General features: G+C 67.6%; 16 protein-coding genes. 8 read left to right on the top strand and 8 right to left on the bottom strand.

Annotated features, from left to right (window positions below):
- Positions 1-252 carry a DUF6458 family protein gene (locus tag HQQ79_RS14925; protein ID WP_027465939.1) on the top strand — a complete coding sequence of 84 codons (252 nt, stop codon included), beginning with the start codon at positions 1-3 and terminating at the stop codon, positions 250-252.
- Positions 253-265: 13 nt separating this feature from the next.
- Here HQQ79_RS14925 and HQQ79_RS14920 read toward each other — a convergent pair whose 3' ends face one another.
- Both HQQ79_RS14920 and HQQ79_RS14915 read right to left on the bottom strand, forming a co-directional pair.
- Entirely contained in the window at positions 266-787 is a 522-nt protein-coding gene (locus HQQ79_RS14920; protein WP_027465941.1) for a ribonuclease H, read from the bottom strand.
- 63 nt (positions 788-850) lie between these two features.
- Positions 851-1675 carry a LysM peptidoglycan-binding domain-containing protein gene (locus tag HQQ79_RS14915; RefSeq protein ID WP_173035254.1) on the bottom strand — a complete coding sequence of 275 codons (825 nt, stop codon included), beginning with the start codon at positions 1673-1675 and terminating at the stop codon, positions 851-853.
- A 118-nt stretch (positions 1676-1793) separates the two neighbouring features.
- On the opposite strand from HQQ79_RS14915, the gene HQQ79_RS14910 reads away from it, so the two are divergent.
- Positions 1794-2132: a hypothetical protein gene (locus tag HQQ79_RS14910; RefSeq protein WP_071405879.1), complete on the top strand. Its 339-nt coding sequence runs from the start codon at positions 1794-1796 to the stop codon at positions 2130-2132.
- Positions 2133-2137: 5 nt separating this feature from the next.
- Here HQQ79_RS14910 and HQQ79_RS14905 read toward each other — a convergent pair whose 3' ends face one another.
- Both HQQ79_RS14905 and HQQ79_RS14900 read right to left on the bottom strand, forming a co-directional pair.
- The gene (locus HQQ79_RS14905; protein ID WP_173035251.1) at positions 2138-2956 is read right to left on the bottom strand and encodes an aldo/keto reductase; all 819 of its coding nucleotides are present in this window, start codon (positions 2954-2956) and stop codon (positions 2138-2140) included.
- Between the two features lie 197 nt (positions 2957-3153).
- Complete coding sequence (locus HQQ79_RS14900) at positions 3154-4359, bottom strand: MFS transporter (RefSeq protein ID WP_071245113.1); 1206 nt, start codon at positions 4357-4359, stop codon at positions 3154-3156.
- Between the two features lie 355 nt (positions 4360-4714).
- Here HQQ79_RS14900 and nrdH point away from each other — a divergent pair, with 355 nt between their 5' ends.
- From nrdH to HQQ79_RS14875, 5 genes are all read left to right on the top strand, one after another.
- Positions 4715-4948: a glutaredoxin-like protein NrdH gene (gene nrdH, locus HQQ79_RS14895; protein ID WP_017886897.1), complete on the top strand. Its 234-nt coding sequence runs from the start codon at positions 4715-4717 to the stop codon at positions 4946-4948.
- 110 nt (positions 4949-5058) lie between these two features.
- Positions 5059-5475, top strand: a complete 417-nt coding sequence (gene nrdI / locus HQQ79_RS14890) for a class Ib ribonucleoside-diphosphate reductase assembly flavoprotein NrdI (protein WP_027465945.1) — start codon at positions 5059-5061, stop codon at positions 5473-5475.
- Between the two features lie 17 nt (positions 5476-5492).
- Positions 5493-7598 (top strand): class 1b ribonucleoside-diphosphate reductase subunit alpha, encoded by a 2106-nt coding sequence (gene nrdE / locus HQQ79_RS14885; protein WP_110864196.1) that lies wholly within the window; start codon positions 5493-5495, stop codon positions 7596-7598.
- Between the two features lie 90 nt (positions 7599-7688).
- Complete coding sequence (gene nrdF, locus HQQ79_RS14880; RefSeq protein WP_017886894.1) at positions 7689-8663, top strand: class 1b ribonucleoside-diphosphate reductase subunit beta; 975 nt, start codon at positions 7689-7691, stop codon at positions 8661-8663.
- A 155-nt stretch (positions 8664-8818) separates the two neighbouring features.
- The gene (locus tag HQQ79_RS14875; protein WP_173035249.1) at positions 8819-8995 is read left to right on the top strand and encodes a hypothetical protein; all 177 of its coding nucleotides are present in this window, start codon (positions 8819-8821) and stop codon (positions 8993-8995) included.
- A 165-nt stretch (positions 8996-9160) separates the two neighbouring features.
- Here the strand turns inward: HQQ79_RS14875 and HQQ79_RS14870 are convergent, their stop codons facing one another.
- The 4 genes from HQQ79_RS14870 to HQQ79_RS14855 all read right to left on the bottom strand — a co-directional run bounded on the left by HQQ79_RS14870 (position 9161) and on the right by HQQ79_RS14855 (position 13369).
- The gene (locus tag HQQ79_RS14870; protein ID WP_173035246.1) at positions 9161-10135 is read right to left on the bottom strand and encodes a carboxypeptidase-like regulatory domain-containing protein; all 975 of its coding nucleotides are present in this window, start codon (positions 10133-10135) and stop codon (positions 9161-9163) included.
- Between the two features lie 119 nt (positions 10136-10254).
- Positions 10255-11490: an acyl-CoA dehydrogenase family protein gene (locus tag HQQ79_RS14865; protein WP_173035244.1), complete on the bottom strand. Its 1236-nt coding sequence runs from the start codon at positions 11488-11490 to the stop codon at positions 10255-10257.
- A gap of 416 nt (positions 11491-11906) precedes the next feature.
- Positions 11907-12332: a hypothetical protein gene (locus HQQ79_RS14860; RefSeq protein ID WP_111047495.1), complete on the bottom strand. Its 426-nt coding sequence runs from the start codon at positions 12330-12332 to the stop codon at positions 11907-11909.
- 170 nt (positions 12333-12502) lie between these two features.
- On the bottom strand, positions 12503-13369 hold the full coding sequence (locus HQQ79_RS14855; protein WP_173035242.1) for a CPBP family intramembrane glutamic endopeptidase: 867 nt from the start codon (positions 13367-13369) through the stop codon (positions 12503-12505).
- A 699-nt stretch (positions 13370-14068) separates the two neighbouring features.
- On the opposite strand from HQQ79_RS14855, the gene HQQ79_RS14850 reads away from it, so the two are divergent.
- Positions 14069-14566: a hypothetical protein gene (locus HQQ79_RS14850; protein ID WP_173035240.1), complete on the top strand. Its 498-nt coding sequence runs from the start codon at positions 14069-14071 to the stop codon at positions 14564-14566.
- Positions 14567-14713: the final 147 nt, after the last annotated feature.

Genomic DNA, 14713 nt, shown 5'->3' with positions numbered 1-14713 from the left:
ATGCGCATCGGATCCAGCATCGCCCTGATCGTCATCGGCGCGATCGTCGCCTTCGCGCTGAACATCCAGCTCGCCGGTATCGACCTCCGCCTGATCGGCTACATCCTGATGGCAGCCGGTGTCGTGCTGCTCATCATCAGCCTCGCCGTGGCCTTCGGTGGTCGCCGCACCACGACCACCACGCGCTCGGGCGTCGACCCGGCGTCGGGGGAGCAGATCACCCGCCAGGACCGGCGCGACGGGACCTACTGACCCGCAGGAAGGGTCAGAACAGGGTCGCGGGCGGGGTCGCGTCGGGCAGCGCGGACGGCTCGGGGACCTCGGCGCCGGGCCAGCCGGGACCGTGCGGCACGTCGGTGCCGTTCTGGAACGCGGTGGCGGCACCGCGGGCACGAACGTCGGCGGCCTCGTTCATCTCGTGACCGACGTGGCCGCGGACCCACTCGAACGTGACCTTGCGACCCTGCAGTTCCGCGTCGAGTTCCTTGATGATCTCGACGTTGAGGACCGGCTTGCCGTCGGCCTTCCGCCAGCCCTTGCGCTTCCAGCCGGCGAGCCACTCGGTGCAGGCCTTGATGGCGTACTGGCTGTCGCACAGGATGTGCAGCGGCTCGCCGGTGTCCTTCGTGGCGCGGAGCAGCTGCAGCACGGCGGTGAGCTCGCCGATGTTGTTCGTCGCACGGGGCCAGCCGCCGGCCGCCCACCGGTCGTCGTCGACGTACCAGGCCCATCCGGCGGGGCCGGGGTTGCCGAGGGCTGAGCCGTCTGCGGCGGCGACGATCGTCACGATGGGACCTCCTGGTGGTGCCGAGTGCTGGTCAACCGTAACGGACCGGCCCGGCCCCTCGGCTCAACGCCGAGCGGGGTCGATGTTGAGCGTGCTGCCCTCGAGCAGCCAGTCGTCGTCGCGTTGCTCCGTGTAGGGGTTCATCCACTGCACCTGCGCCGGCGTGACGCCAAACCGCTCCGCGACGGTCGAGAGCTCGTCGCCGTGCGCGACCAGGTAGTTCGCCGGTCGGCCGTCGACGTCGGTGACGATGCCGTAGGCGCCTGGTCGGTCCTTGCCGACGGTGACCCGGAGGTCGGGGTAGGGGTTCGGGATCCTCCACGTGAGGTCAGCGGCGGCGAGCACCGATCCGGCCCACGGGCGCGCCGACGAGTCCTCGTCCGCCACCGTCGCCGGCACGAGGACGACACTGCGCAGGTAGTCGGGGCGTGGACCCGCCTGACCCATCGTGAACGAGGTCGGAGGAGCAACCGCGGCGGCCCACTCGACCGTTTCGCGTACCGCGCCGTCCGCACCGTCGAGCGGCTGCGCGTGCCGGTGTCGGAACTCCAGACGCATCGGCTGCGGATTGGTCGTCCGGTACCCGGAGAGCTGGGCATCGAAGGTGCCGCGGTCGTTCGCCACGACGCGGACGTGGATGCTCGTGTCACCGCTCGGCGAGACGACGTCGGTCTCCGCCGCCACGGTGTCGGTCGGCAGGGCCTGCTCCACCTCGACCGCATCGGCCGCCGGCGTCGGGTCCGGAGTGGGTTCCGCCGTGCGTTCGGCCGCCTGTCGCGTCGGCGTCGGGATGGTGTCGTCGCCACCGAACGCCGTGCACCCCGTGAGCAGCAGCCCCAGCAGTGCGGAGCCGATCACCGCGGTCGTCGCGGTCCGTGTTCGTCCCATCGTTCCCCCTCGTCGGCAGCGTAGCGGGGGCGAGGGACGTCATCGAGGGCGGGGAGCGGACCGAGCCAGACTCGTTACACGGGGCCGAGGACTACCGTCCGCTGCAGGAGGAAACACCATGAGCGACAGCATCCCGAACGCCCCCGGCCCCGAGCCGTCGGACGACCGAGCACGGAACGACGCGCTCCGCGACGCCGCGCACAGCGACGACGTCGACGGGGTCAGTGGCCGCGAGCAGCGAGCGGCGGACACGTCGTACAGCCCCTCGAGCGAGCGTGAGATGGACGCATCCCAGACGAAGCAGCGCGACGACGCCGACCTGCGCGCGGACGGCATCGACCCGTCCAAGGTCATCGCGGCCCCCGGGACGGGCGGCGCGGACGACGCCGGCGACGTGGAGCCCGAACCGGGTGACCTGCACCTGCCGTGGCAGTCCGAGGAGGACCGCCGGGGCTAGCTCGGCTACGACACCGAGTCCGGGTGGGAGCCGGTCCGCTGCCCGGACTCGAGCGTCCCGATCGCCGCGAGCTCGTCGGCGGTGAGTTCGAAGCCGTCGACGTCGAGGTTCGACCGGATCCGTGACGGCGTGACCGACTTCGGCAGCACCACCACGCCCTGCTGCACGTTCCACCGCACGAGCACCTGCGCCACGCTCACGCTGTGCGCGTCCGCGATGCTCGTCAGCACCGGCTCGTCGATCAGGCGCCCGCGACCGAGCGGCGACCACGCCCCGGTCACGATGTCGTGCTGCTCGTGGAACGCGATGAGTTCGCGCTGCGGCAGCCACGGGTGCCGTTCGACCTGGTTCAGTGCCGGCACCTCGCCGGTCTCGTCGATGAGTCGCTGCAGGTGCGGCACCTGGAAGTTCGAGACACCGATGCTCCGCGCCCGCCCCGACTCGTGCAGTTCCACCAGCGCCCGCCAGGTCTCGACGTAGCGGTCGTTCGCGGCGGCCGGCCAGTGGATCAGGTAGAGGTCGACGGCGTCGAGCCCCAGCCGGTCGAGACTGCCGTCGAACGCCCGCAGGGTCGCGTCGCGCCCCTGGTGGTCGTTCCACACCTTGGTCGTCACGAAGACGTCGTCACGATCGAGCGAGGAGGCCCGGATCGCCTTGCCGACGCCGGTCTCGTTGCCGTACATCTCGGCGGTGTCGACGTGCCGGTAGCCGGCGTCGAGCGCGAGACCGACCGCCGTCTCCGCTTCGGCATCGTCGACCTTGTAGACGCCGAAGCCGATCGCGGGGATCGCGCGGCCGTCGCGCAGGGGGACTGAGGTGACCATGCACCCATCCTGCCGCTGCCTGGCGGGCGCGTGCCGGGCCTCCAGGCCATCTGTGGAGAACGCGACCGGCGCGCCGGACGCACGTTCCTTCCCACACCGGCCGCGATGGCAAGTGGAATCGGGCGTACCTGGTCAGAACTCCCGACCAGGTACGCCCGATTCGACCAGGTACGCCCGAAACCGCCCGCCCCGCCCGCTCAGGTCGGCAGGTGCACCGGCTCGGTGTCGGGGAGGGGGCTGGCGTCACGGCCGCGCAGGTCGGGCAGCCAGCTGCGCATCGCCAGGGGGAGCAGCACGCCCAGGCCGGCCATCACGGCGCCGACGGTGAAGCCGCCGACGGGGCCGCTGCCGTCGATCAGGAAGCCGGCGATCGCCGAACCGCCGGCGGCACCGATCAGCTGGCCGGTGCCCATCCAGCCGTAGGCCTCGGCCGTGTCGGAGAACTTGACGGTGGCGGAGACCGAACCGAACATCACCGCGAGGGCCGGCGCGATGCCCACACCCGCGATGACCAGGGCGAGGCAGAGCCACCAGAAGCCGGTGCCGCCGAGGGCCAGGGTGAGGCCGACGAAGACGACGGCCATGCGCGTCCACAGGGTGTTGCGGGAGATCGGGCGGTGGCCGAACGCCAGGCCGCCGACGAGCGAACCGACCGCGAACACCGCGAGGACGATGCCGGCGTTCGGGCTGCCCTCGCCGAAGACGCTCGTGACGCTCGCCTCGACCGCTGCGCACGCCCCGATCAGGAGCAGACCGGTCAGGGTCGCGACGACGACTGCGGGGCGCTTCAGCACGACACCGAAGGCGCGCTTGGAGCGGGGGATGCGGACTCGACCGAGCTCGGGGGAGGCGATGAACCACGCGCCGCCGACGACCAGGAAGACCATCGCGACGACGATCGCCTCGACCGTGCCGACCTGGGTGGCGACGAAGGTGGTGATGACCGGGCCGGCGACCCAGATGAGCTCCTGCGCGCTGGCGTCGAGTGAGAAGAGGGGTGTGAGCTGCGCCGACGTCACCATCTTCGGGTAGATGGTGCGCACCGCCGGCTGCACGGGCGGGACCGCCAGGCCACCGAGGAACCCGACCACCACGTAGCCCCAGAGCGGCATGACCACGAACGCGATGACCACCATGCTGATCAGCGCGACGATGCTCGTCAGGATGAGGACGGGGCGCATGCCCCAGCTGCCCATCCACCGGCTCGTCAGGGGACCGGCCAGCGCCTGCCCGATGCTCGTCGTCGCCAGCACCAGACCGGCCGCGCCGTAGGAGCCGAACACGTGCTCGACGTGCAGCAGGTAGGCCAGCGACAGCATGCCGAACGGGAACCGCGCGGTGAGCTGTGCGGCGATGACACGACCCACGCCAGGGGTCTTCAGGAGGGGCCCGTACGTACTCACGAGACGAGTGTACGGACCGGCCGGACGGGGGTGTCCCCCGTCCTGGGGAGGGGCGGTTCGCGACACGCCGAAGCGCTGATTCCACACTTGTGGATCGGGACTGTCCACGGGTGTGGGGAAGTGTCGGTGGTCGGCCGCAGACTGGCGGAAACTCGGGCCTCCCGGGAATCCACAGACTGTGGAGGACGTTGTGGAGAACTACATGGCTGTAACACTTCCTCTTGTGGTCGGTGCTGCGGCTAGCCACTAGATGTAGTGTGGAGGCATCGCAGCGGCCCCTCCCGGACACGACTGCGGACAGACATCAGCACCACCTCCACAGCACAGCAGAAACCAGTAGGAACCAGGGGAGAACATGGCCGTCACCGTCTACACCAAGCCGTCCTGCGTCCAGTGCACCGCGACGTACCGGGCCCTCGACAACAAGGGCATCGAGTACGAAGTGCACGACGTCTCCACGGACGAAGCAGCGCTCGAGCACGTCAAGAGCCTGGGCTACATGCAGGCCCCCGTCGTCGTCACGGACGACGACCACTGGTCGGGCTTCCGCCCCGACAAGATCGCGACCCTCAGCGCCGAACTGGCGTAGTCGCCTTCCGTCCTGCGGACGGTCACCCCGGTCCCGTTCAGGAGGCCCGGCGATCGCCCGCAGGACACCCCCGGTCCGCCTGTTCCGCACCTTCTCCAGAGGAGCGCACCATGAGCCGATTGGTCTACTTCTCGAGCGTGTCCGGGTACACCGCGCGCTTCGTCGAGAAGCTCGGCCGCGACGCGGACCGGATCCCGCTCTACCCGAGCGAACCGTTCCTGCACGTCGACGAGCCCTACGTCCTGGTCCTGCCCACCTACGGTGGCGGCAACGGCGAGGGTGCAGTCCCCAAGCAGGTCATCAAGTTCCTCAACGACGCCCACAACCGCTCGCTCATCCGCGGCGTGGTGGTGGGTGGCAACACGAACTTCGGCGAGGCGTACGGCCTCGCAGGGGACGTCATCGCGCAGAAGTGCAACGTCCCCCTTCTGTACAGGTTTGAACTCTTCGGGACCCCTGACGACGTGTCGGCGGTCAACTCAGGATTGGATGCATTTTGGACGCAGCAGTTGCAGACGTCGATCTGACGTCGCCGCAGACGGGGATGGACTACCACTCCCTCAACGCGATGCTCAACCTCTACGACGCGGACGGGAACATCCAGTTCGACAAGGATCGTGAGGCCGCCAAGCAGTTCTTCCTGCAGCACGTCAACCAGAACACCGTCTTCTTCCACAACCTGAAGGAGCGGCTCGACTACCTGGTCGAGAACGAGTACTACGAAAAAGCCACGATCGACATGTACTCGCTGGACTTCATCCAGCGACTCAACGACCTGGCGTACTCGAAGAAGTTCCGGTTCCAGACGTTCCTCGGCGCGTTCAAGTACTACACGAGCTACACGCTCAAGACGTTCGACGGCAAGCGTTACCTGGAGCGCTTCGAGGACCGCGTCGTCATGACCGCCCTCGGCCTGGCCCAGGGCAACGAGCAGCTCGCCATCGACCTGGTCGAAGAGATCGTCGCCGGCCGCTTCCAGCCCGCGACCCCCACGTTCCTCAACACGGCGAAGGCACAGCGCGGCGAGCTCGTCTCCTGCTTCCTGCTCCGCATCGAGGACAACATGGAGTCGATCTCGCGCGGCATCAACTCCTCGTTGCAGCTCTCGAAGCGCGGCGGCGGCGTGGCCCTGCTCCTCTCCAACATCCGCGAGGCCGGCGCCCCGATCAAGCAGATCGAGAACCAGTCCTCGGGCATCATCCCCGTGATGAAGCTGCTGGAAGACTCCTTCTCCTACGCGAACCAGCTCGGTGCGCGTCAGGGTGCCGGCGCGGTCTACCTCAGCGCCCACCACCCGGACATCATGAAGTTCCTCGACACCAAGCGCGAGAACGCCGACGAGAAGATCCGCATCAAGACGCTGTCCCTCGGCGTCGTCGTGCCGGACATCACGTTCGAGCTCGCGAAGAACAACGAGGACATGTACCTGTTCTCGCCGTACGACGTCGAGAAGGTCTACGGCGTCCCCTTCGGCGACGTCCCGATCTCCGAGAACTACCGCGCGATGGTCGACGACTCGCGCATCAAGAAGACGAAGATCAAGGCGCGTGACTTCTTCACGACCATCGCCGAGATCCAGTTCGAGTCGGGCTACCCGTACATCGTGTTCGAGGACACGGTGAACAAGGCCAACCCGATCAAGGGTCGGATCAACATGTCCAACCTGTGCTCGGAGATCCTGCAGGTCAACACCCCGACGACCTTCAACGAGGACCTGTCCTACAAGGAGATCGGCAAGGACATCTCCTGCAACCTCGGCTCGCTGAACATCGCGCTGACGATGGACTCGCCCGACTTCGGCAAGACCATCGAGACGGCCATCCGCGGCCTGACCTCGGTCTCGCAGATGTCGCACATCACCTCGGTGCGTTCCGTCGAGGACGGCAACGACAAGTCGCACGCCATCGGCCTCGGCCAGATGAACCTGCACGGCTACCTCGCTCGTGAGCGCGTCTACTACGGCTCCGAAGAGGGCATCGACTTCACGAACATCTACTTCTACACGGTGCTGTTCCACGCCCTTCGTGCGTCGAACAAGATCGCGATCGAGACCGGCGAGACCTTCGACGGCTTCCGCGACTCGAAGTACGCGTCGGGTGAGTTCTTCGACAAGTACACCGACCAGACGTGGACCCCCGCGACCGCTCGTGTTGCCTCGCTCTTCGACAACGCGAACATCACGATCCCGACGCAGGACGACTGGAAGGCGCTGAAGGCGTCCGTCCAGGAGCACGGCATCTACAACCAGAACCTGCAGGCCGTCCCGCCCACCGGTTCGATCTCGTACATCAACCACTCGACGTCGTCGATCCACCCGATCGCGTCGAAGATCGAGATCCGCAAGGAAGGCAAGCTCGGCCGCGTCTACTACCCGGCGCCGTTCATGACGAACGACAACCTGGACTACTACCAGGACGCGTACGAGATCGGTGCCGAGAAGATCATCGACACGTACGCCGCGGCGACGCAGCACGTGGACCAGGGCCTGTCCCTGACGCTGTTCTTCAAGGACACCGCCACCACGCGTGACATCAACAAGGCGCAGATCTACGCATGGCGCAAGGGCATCAAGACGATCTACTACATCCGTCTCCGCCAGCTCGCGCTGGAGGGCACGGAGGTCGAGGGCTGCGTCAGCTGCATGCTGTAGAGCTGCCGCTCTGCTCCCTGGAGGCGCGGTGCCAACCCGCACCGCGCCTCCAGTCCGTCACTTAGTCACCATCTCTGTAAGGAACACACGTTGGTCGAGAAGCTGAAGCTCATTGATCGGGTCCAGGCCATCAACTGGAACCGGATCCAAGACGACAAGGACGTCGAGGTCTGGAACCGTCTCGTCAACAACTTCTGGCTGCCCGAGAAGGTGCCGCTGTCGAACGACGTGCAGTCGTGGAACACGCTGACGCCGGCCGAGCAGACCCTGACCATGCGTGTGTTCACCGGTCTCACCCTGCTCGACACCATCCAGGGCACCGTCGGCGCCGTGTCGCTCATCCCCGACGCGATCACCCCGCACGAGGAAGCCGTCTACACGAACATCGCGTTCATGGAGTCGGTGCACGCCAAGTCCTACTCGTCGATCTTCTCGACCCTCGCGTCGACGCGTGAGATCGACGAGGCCTTCCGCTGGTCCGAGGAGAACCCGAACCTGCAGAAGAAGGCGTCCATCGTGATGGACTACTACCAGGGCGACAACCCGCTGAAGCGCAAGGTCGCCTCGACGCTGCTCGAGTCGTTCCTGTTCTACTCGGGCTTCTACCTGCCGATGCACTGGTCGTCGCGCGCCAAGCTCACGAACACCGCCGACCTGATCCGCCTGATCATCCGTGACGAAGCCGTCCACGGGTACTACATCGGGTACAAGTACCAGAAGGGCCTCGAGACCCTCACGCAGGCCGAGCGCGACGAGCTCAAGGACTACACGTTCTCGCTGCTGTTCGAGATGTACGAGAACGAGGTGCAGTACACGCAGGACCTCTACGACGAGGTCGGTCTGACCGAGGACGTCAAGAAGTTCCTGCACTACAACGCCAACAAGGCGCTGATGAACCTGGGCTACGAGCCGATGTTCCCGAAGAACATCACCGACGTGAACCCGGCCATCCTCTCCGCCCTGTCGCCGAACGCGGACGAGAACCACGACTTCTTCTCGGGGTCCGGGTCGTCGTACGTCATCGGCAAGGCCGTGAACACTGAGGACGAGGACTGGGACTTCTGATCCTGGTCTGACTCGTGGGGACGCCCCGCTGGCTTCGGCTGGCGGGGCGTTCGCAGTTGAAGGGCACCGTTGCCGATGTGGCCGACTTGCGGTTGACAACGCATCAAGATCACCTCGGTCAGAGGATCTGGTGGTGTCCCGACGACGCTGACTGGATGTTCGACCCCGACAAGGCTGAGGAGCAGTACGGGGGTTCGTACCTGCAGGCCGGTGGTACCGCCGAGAAGATGAGCGTGGAGCTGCGCCGTCGCGAGGACGACGGGGAGTACCGCTTCTCCATCGTCGGCCGTGACCACGACCTCACCGAACTCCGTCTCATCGACGACATGTAGAAGGTGGCGACGCCACCGTCGCGTGTCCGCGACCGTGTGCCGGACAGGAGGCGCGGTGCCAGCTGACACCGCGCCTCCTGTCCGTTGCTGCTCACGTGACCGCGTGCAGTCACGCAGCCAACCGCGTCCGGCCAGCCCTGGGCTGGGGATGGTGCTGGGGCCGGATCACCCGAGGGCGCCGCCCCAGAAGTTGCCACCGCCGAACACGACCTTCACCGGCACGGCCTGCGCTCGGTCGGTCACGTACCGGTACGCGCCGCCCGGACGTCCGAGCCACAGCACCTGCGCGGTCGTTGTGGTCGTCGCGACGGTCCGGAGTTCCACCACGTACTGCCCGGAGGGGATCTGGAACTGCGCCGTCTGCTCGCTGTCGAGCAGCGTCGAGAACCGGGTCGAGAACGACGCACCGGTCGTCGCGTTCGTCACCGTGACGGTCGCGCCGCTCAGTTGCACCGACGGGCTGCGGGACGCCGAGGCCGCGTAGACGACCAGGTCGTAGTCGCTGTGTGCGTAGTGCCGTGACAAGGTGACTCGGGAAGCCGGGAGCGTTCCTCGCTGCTGGTACACCCGGGTCTTCCAGACGGCGGGCGACGCCGTTCCGCTGGCGTAGGCCTCGATGCGGTACTTCCCGGTGCTCAACCCGACGAACCGGTACTGGCCCGCGCTGTCCGAGGCCGTCCGGAACACCTGCGAGGTGTCCTCGTTCCAGGCGTACAGCAGGCGCCCAGCGGCGGGTCCAGTGGGGCCGACCACGCCGCCCTGCACGGTGGCGCCGATCACGAGCGGCACGGTGACCGCGACTGTGGAACCGCCACGGACGGCGATGCCCAAGCGGAGTCCGGGGGCGTAGGTCTCCGTTCCGTGCGGTGGGAGCTGCCGCGTCGTCACCGTGACGGTGTCCGGTGCGGGGATGCCGGTGAACGTTGCGGTGCCGTTATCGTCGGTGGTGGCGTTCCCGACGACGACGTCGGTGCCGATCGCTGCGAGTTCGACGTCCGCCAGCCGGATCGCGGTGCCGTCCGGCGTTGCGAGCTGCACGGTGATCGTTCCGGATCCGGCCGCAGTCGCTGGTGGCACGAGGCCGATCAGCGCGCCTGCTGCCAGCGCAACGACCAGCGTCGTCCCCGTGATCAGTCGCATCGTGTTCCCCGATCGTCGGCCAGCCGTGCGTTGCCAGGGACTGTACGCGGGCGGGCGGGCGGTGGGGCAGGCACATCGCAGCAGCGGTCACGAGGAAGCCGTCTCGGCTTCGACAGGCGTCACGAGGTGCGGGTCGCACCGATCGCCCAGACACGGGGAGGTTGGGCACCGTTCACCGCGTGGTCACCGATGATCCGAGCCTTGAACACCCACGGGTTGTGGCTGCCGGCGGTGCGAGCGTTCCGCCAGTGCCGGTCGAGGTTCTTCGTCGTGCTCACCCCGGACGCCGCGAGCGCGTCGAACAGGTGCGAGGTCGCCGTCGTCGCCAGGGTGGTCAGCGCCACCTGGGCCTGCGCGGTCGCGAGTTCGGCGCGGTCGTTGCGGCGCTCGTCTTCGGCTGTGTCGAGCCCGGCTCCCTCGTACGCGCCCTGCAGGGCTGCGGCGGCCCGGTCGACGATGGCGGTGGCGGCGAACCCGGCCGCCGACACCTCGCCGACGACCTGGAGGATCTGCGGGTCTGCCGCGAACGTGTCGGCGTTGCCGTGGGAGAAGACGCGGGTGCGGTTGCGGACCTCGCGCGCGATCTCCCGTTCGGCTGCGAGGACGGACCCGGCGAGGACGCTCAACAGCACGCCCTGGTAGAACGCCGTCTGGTACTTGAACCGCTCGTCGAAGGGGATCACCGCGTCGGCCTGCACGACGGCGTCGTCGAAGGTGCTGGTGCCGGACCCGGTGGTGCGCTGCCCGAACCCGTCCCAGTCGTCGGTGTGGGTGACCCCGGGCTGGTGCGCGTCGACGATCGCGATGACCCGCTCGCCGGTGTCCGTGCGTTCGGCGTAGGTGTCGATCCAGTCGGCGAAGATGCTGCCGGTCGAGTAGTACTTCTGCCCGGTGATCCGGAACGTCCCGTCCGGCTGCGGGGTCACCTTCGTGATCACGTCGCCGACCTGCACTGACCCGACCTCGGTCCACGAGTTGCCGGCGATCTCACCGCGGCCGAAGCGGTCCAGCCACCCCTCACGTTCCCCGGACCGGGCGACCAGCCGGTCCTCCACCAGTGCGAAGTGGCCGCGGAGCGCCTGGGGGATGTTGCTGTCAGCGGCGGCGAGTTCGGTCAGCAGGCGGAACAGCTGGGGCAGGGTCGCCCCGGCTCCGCCGTGGGCGACGGGGACGCGGACGGCGCCGAATCCGGCGGCGGCGAGTTCGCGGATCTCCTCGAACGGGAGGCGGTGGTCGCGTTCGCGCGCGGAGGCGCCGGCAGCGATGCGGTCGAAGATCGGACGGAAACGGGCGAGGAGTTCATCGTCGGCGCCCTCGTCGATCGTGCGGTCGGCGGTCTGGTTGCTGATGGTCACGAGGACTCCTTCGTGGTCTGGGCTGCTACCTGTCGCGTGGTGTGGCGTCGTGCGGTGTCGCTTCGTCCGGTGTCGGCGGACGGCCCGACCAGATGTGCGCAATGGCGAGACTGTGGCATCGACGAACGCCCCCGAGAAGGGTTGTGTCGATGTGTGTCGGAGGGTGACTTCCCATGACACGTGACCACGCTGCGATGAGGTGGGGGTTCGCAGCAGCCCTTTCGCGGTGCTGCGCGTGTGCGGTGGCCGCGGAGCCCGTCGGATGAAGACAGGCATGCTCCTCCGGGAAACCCGTGTCGGCCACGCTCAGAGGAGCGCGCATCATCGAGGGAACACGCGCTCGCCAGAGGACTGGCCGCTGCCTTGCTTGGTGTGGGCGATAGCCGTGGTCTCGGCGCCGTTCACCCCAGTGGCGTTCAAGCCGGCGGGGTCGTCCCTGCGCCCTCGGTGTCGTCCGCGCCCGCAAGACCTGTCCCGGCCTGGTCGAGGTTCTCGTGGGGGTCGCCCATGTCGCCGGTTGCAGCGCCGGTGCGGGACAGCCCGAAGTGTTTGCGGACGGCGTTCGCCTCGGCGGGGGACAGGGTACGTCCGGCTCCGAGGGACGGCGCGTCCTTGATCGCGTCCTTCGTGTACCCGACGTGCACGTCCGTGCCGTCGAACGTGGCGTCGTCGGCGGGGACGAGCGCCTGGTGTCGCCCGAGCAGTCCCGTCGCGACACAGACGTAGGCCGCACTGCCGTCCTCGTCGGAGGGGAACACCTGCACGACCTTGCCGACTGACACGCCGTTGCGATCCCGGACAGTCGCACTCTCGACCTGGTGGATGACGCCCTTGGTGATCATGAACGTAAGTCAACGCCCTCGAGTCTGACGCTTCGCAGACGCCGTCCTCCAGGCCGGGATGAGGACCTGTCCTTCGGGGTCCGAGGCCGCGGTGGTCCGGTCAGTTCCCTTGGGCGTTCGGCCGGCTACTGGGAAAGCTCGGTGTTGCGGACCTCGGGGCTGCCCAGTTGCTACCCGTGTCGCTGGCGAAGTCGAGTTGCCCGCAACACGCACGCCGCGATCAAGAGCGCCATGACGACCCATCCGGTGATGGCGAGCGGCCCGACAAGGCGTTCGTCGAAAGGCGGGAAGAGGACGGACTGGTACGAGGCGAAGCTGTTGAGTGCCGCATGGGCGAGCACGCAGGGCAGAAGAGATCCACTCGCAAGCCGGAGCCAGCCGATCAGCACGCCCGCGCCGACACAGCCGATCATCATCAAGATGATCCCGAGGGGATTGCGTTCCTCGTAGTTCAGGCCGAGCAGGATCGCGGGAGCGTGCCAGAGACCCCAGATCGCGCCGCTCACGCACAGCGCCCATCCAGTGCCGAGCGGCAGCAGTTTCGGGAGGAGCCAGCCGCGCCAACCGACTTCTTCGCCGGTCGCAGCGATCGCGGTGATGGCAATCCCGATCGGGAGGTTCAGCAGCTGCAGCAGCGCCAGGAGTGCCATCGGCATCGGCGGTTGCTCGCCCGTGACTCGAACGATGAGTTCTTTCGCGACGGAGTGTTCGGGGTCGAGCTGCACCCACCCGAACAGCATCCCGAGGCCCCAGCTGCCGGAGATCAGCAGAGCAGCTCCGGCGATGCCTGTGAGAGCGAAGCGCCAGCCTTGACGCGTGAAGAACCCCGTCAGCCCGAGTGCAACCAGGATCGCCTTCCCGCGGCGACGTTCGAGCGTGACCGCGACCAGCAACGCAGCCACGCCCGGTGTGAACATCATCGCTACGGTCGCGATGTACGCACCGGGGTTCCCAGCTGGGTCCGAGAGGTCCGCGCTCACCTGGATGGCTGGCCAGAGCAGCACCCACGGAGCACCGTACGCCAGCAGGACGAACATGCCGACCGTGCTCCAGTGGACACCCCGCGGGCTCCTCAACATGTTCTCCCTCCGGTTCGCTCGAGTGTGCCGTGCATCATGGCGACCCGCTCCCTTGCGGGGACGGAGGAGCCTCAGCGCCGCGGACCCCTTACGAAGCAGTCATCTGAGAGGCAACATATCAAACTATGAATGCCCCTAGGGGTGCCCCAGGCCCGCTTGCCGCGGATCAGTTCGACGAACTCGAGCGGCATCTCGGAGCGGATCGATTCCAGCGAGATGACGTCGATCGACGACTGCTGCAGCCGCGGGAGGCGGGCTCGTCAAACTGGACGTTGTCGACGCCGGCGGCTTCGAGCTCCCGCGCTTCCTGGTTCACTCCCCGTTGCGCTGGAGTTCGTCCGCTGCGACGACCACGGCGATCGTGGCCGACAGTCGAACCGCCAACAGCTGGGGAGTCGGTTGGATCACGCGCCGAGCCGAATCGCTGCTCGTGATCGACGAGTTCGAGGGACTTGCTGATGCTGTGGGTTCACTTCGTGAGGTTCCTGTCGTGATCCGTGGGGGGCGTCAGCGACATCACGGAGCGACTGCGTATCGCGGCCGAGAGAGCTCGTGTCGTCCGACATGTGCACGTACGCCACGACCGGCCAGCCGAACGACTCACGAGATGATCATGCGAACATCGGAGAAGCAGAGCGAACAGGGTGGGGCTCCTAAGTGAATCAACCTCGGCGGAAAGCCGTCTCCGTCCTCCGGACGGCAGGAGCCGTACTGCTCACCGTCGCCGTCCTCACCGGTTGCAGCTCCGGGCTCGGGAAGACCACGGAGCGGGCGAAGCAGTCCATCGTCACGTTCGTCGAGGGTTCGACGTACGTTGTCGGTGACGGTTGGGAACCGAACGACGGTCCACGGCTGGGGAAGTGCGGGCTCGGCCTCGGGACGGGCGGCGTCCAGTACGTCTACGCGAAGGTCCGCGCTGCCAGCGCTGATCCAAAGGCCGACGTCGAGGCAGTGGAACAGCACTGGAAGGAGCTCGGGGTCACGACCGAGCGCTACCAGACCGGCGGCGAGGACCCGATCCTCGGCGTCCGGGGCAGGGGCGGTCCGGTGAGCTCCTCCGACTTCCGCGCGGATCCCCGCGGGTACACGATCGACGGCAGCTCGCAGTGCGTTGCGGGGGACTTCGAGAAGATGAGCCTCGACAGTCAGGAGTGACGACCGCGGGCTGACCACCCGAACCGAGCCGCGCCTCCAGTCCGGCCCGGGACCCGGGCGCCTGCCGGACGCGACACGAAGGACGGCCCGCTCCGTTGTCGAGGCGAGCCGTCCTGTGCGGGGCCGGCCATCTGGATGATGTCGATG

The sequence above is a fragment of the Curtobacterium sp. VKM Ac-2852 genome (assembly GCF_013205045.1).
GTDB lineage: Bacteria > Actinomycetota > Actinomycetes > Actinomycetales > Microbacteriaceae > Curtobacterium > Curtobacterium flaccumfaciens.
This window is presented reverse-complemented; position numbering and strand designations above follow the sequence as displayed.

What these genes read in the sequence shown, in the direction of transcription:
- HQQ79_RS14925 (WP_027465939.1), top strand. Translation starts at nt 1, where the DNA reads ATGCGCATCGGATCCAGCATCGCCCTGATCGTCATCGGCGCGATCGTC.
- HQQ79_RS14915 (WP_173035254.1), bottom strand. Translation starts at nt 1,675, where the DNA reads ATGGGACGAACACGGACCGCGACGACCGCGGTGATCGGCTCCGCACTG.
- HQQ79_RS14910 (WP_071405879.1), top strand. Translation starts at nt 1,794, where the DNA reads ATGAGCGACAGCATCCCGAACGCCCCCGGCCCCGAGCCGTCGGACGAC.
- HQQ79_RS14905 (WP_173035251.1), bottom strand. Translation starts at nt 2,956, where the DNA reads ATGGTCACCTCAGTCCCCCTGCGCGACGGCCGCGCGATCCCCGCGATC.
- nrdH (WP_017886897.1), top strand. Translation starts at nt 4,715, where the DNA reads ATGGCCGTCACCGTCTACACCAAGCCGTCCTGCGTCCAGTGCACCGCG.
- nrdI (WP_027465945.1), top strand. Translation starts at nt 5,059, where the DNA reads ATGAGCCGATTGGTCTACTTCTCGAGCGTGTCCGGGTACACCGCGCGC.
- nrdE (WP_110864196.1), top strand. Translation starts at nt 5,493, where the DNA reads ATGGACTACCACTCCCTCAACGCGATGCTCAACCTCTACGACGCGGAC.
- HQQ79_RS14875 (WP_173035249.1), top strand. Translation starts at nt 8,819, where the DNA reads ATGTTCGACCCCGACAAGGCTGAGGAGCAGTACGGGGGTTCGTACCTG.
- HQQ79_RS14870 (WP_173035246.1), bottom strand. Translation starts at nt 10,135, where the DNA reads ATGCGACTGATCACGGGGACGACGCTGGTCGTTGCGCTGGCAGCAGGC.
- HQQ79_RS14860 (WP_111047495.1), bottom strand. Translation starts at nt 12,332, where the DNA reads ATGATCACCAAGGGCGTCATCCACCAGGTCGAGAGTGCGACTGTCCGG.
- HQQ79_RS14855 (WP_173035242.1), bottom strand. Translation starts at nt 13,369, where the DNA reads ATGTTCGTCCTGCTGGCGTACGGTGCTCCGTGGGTGCTGCTCTGGCCA.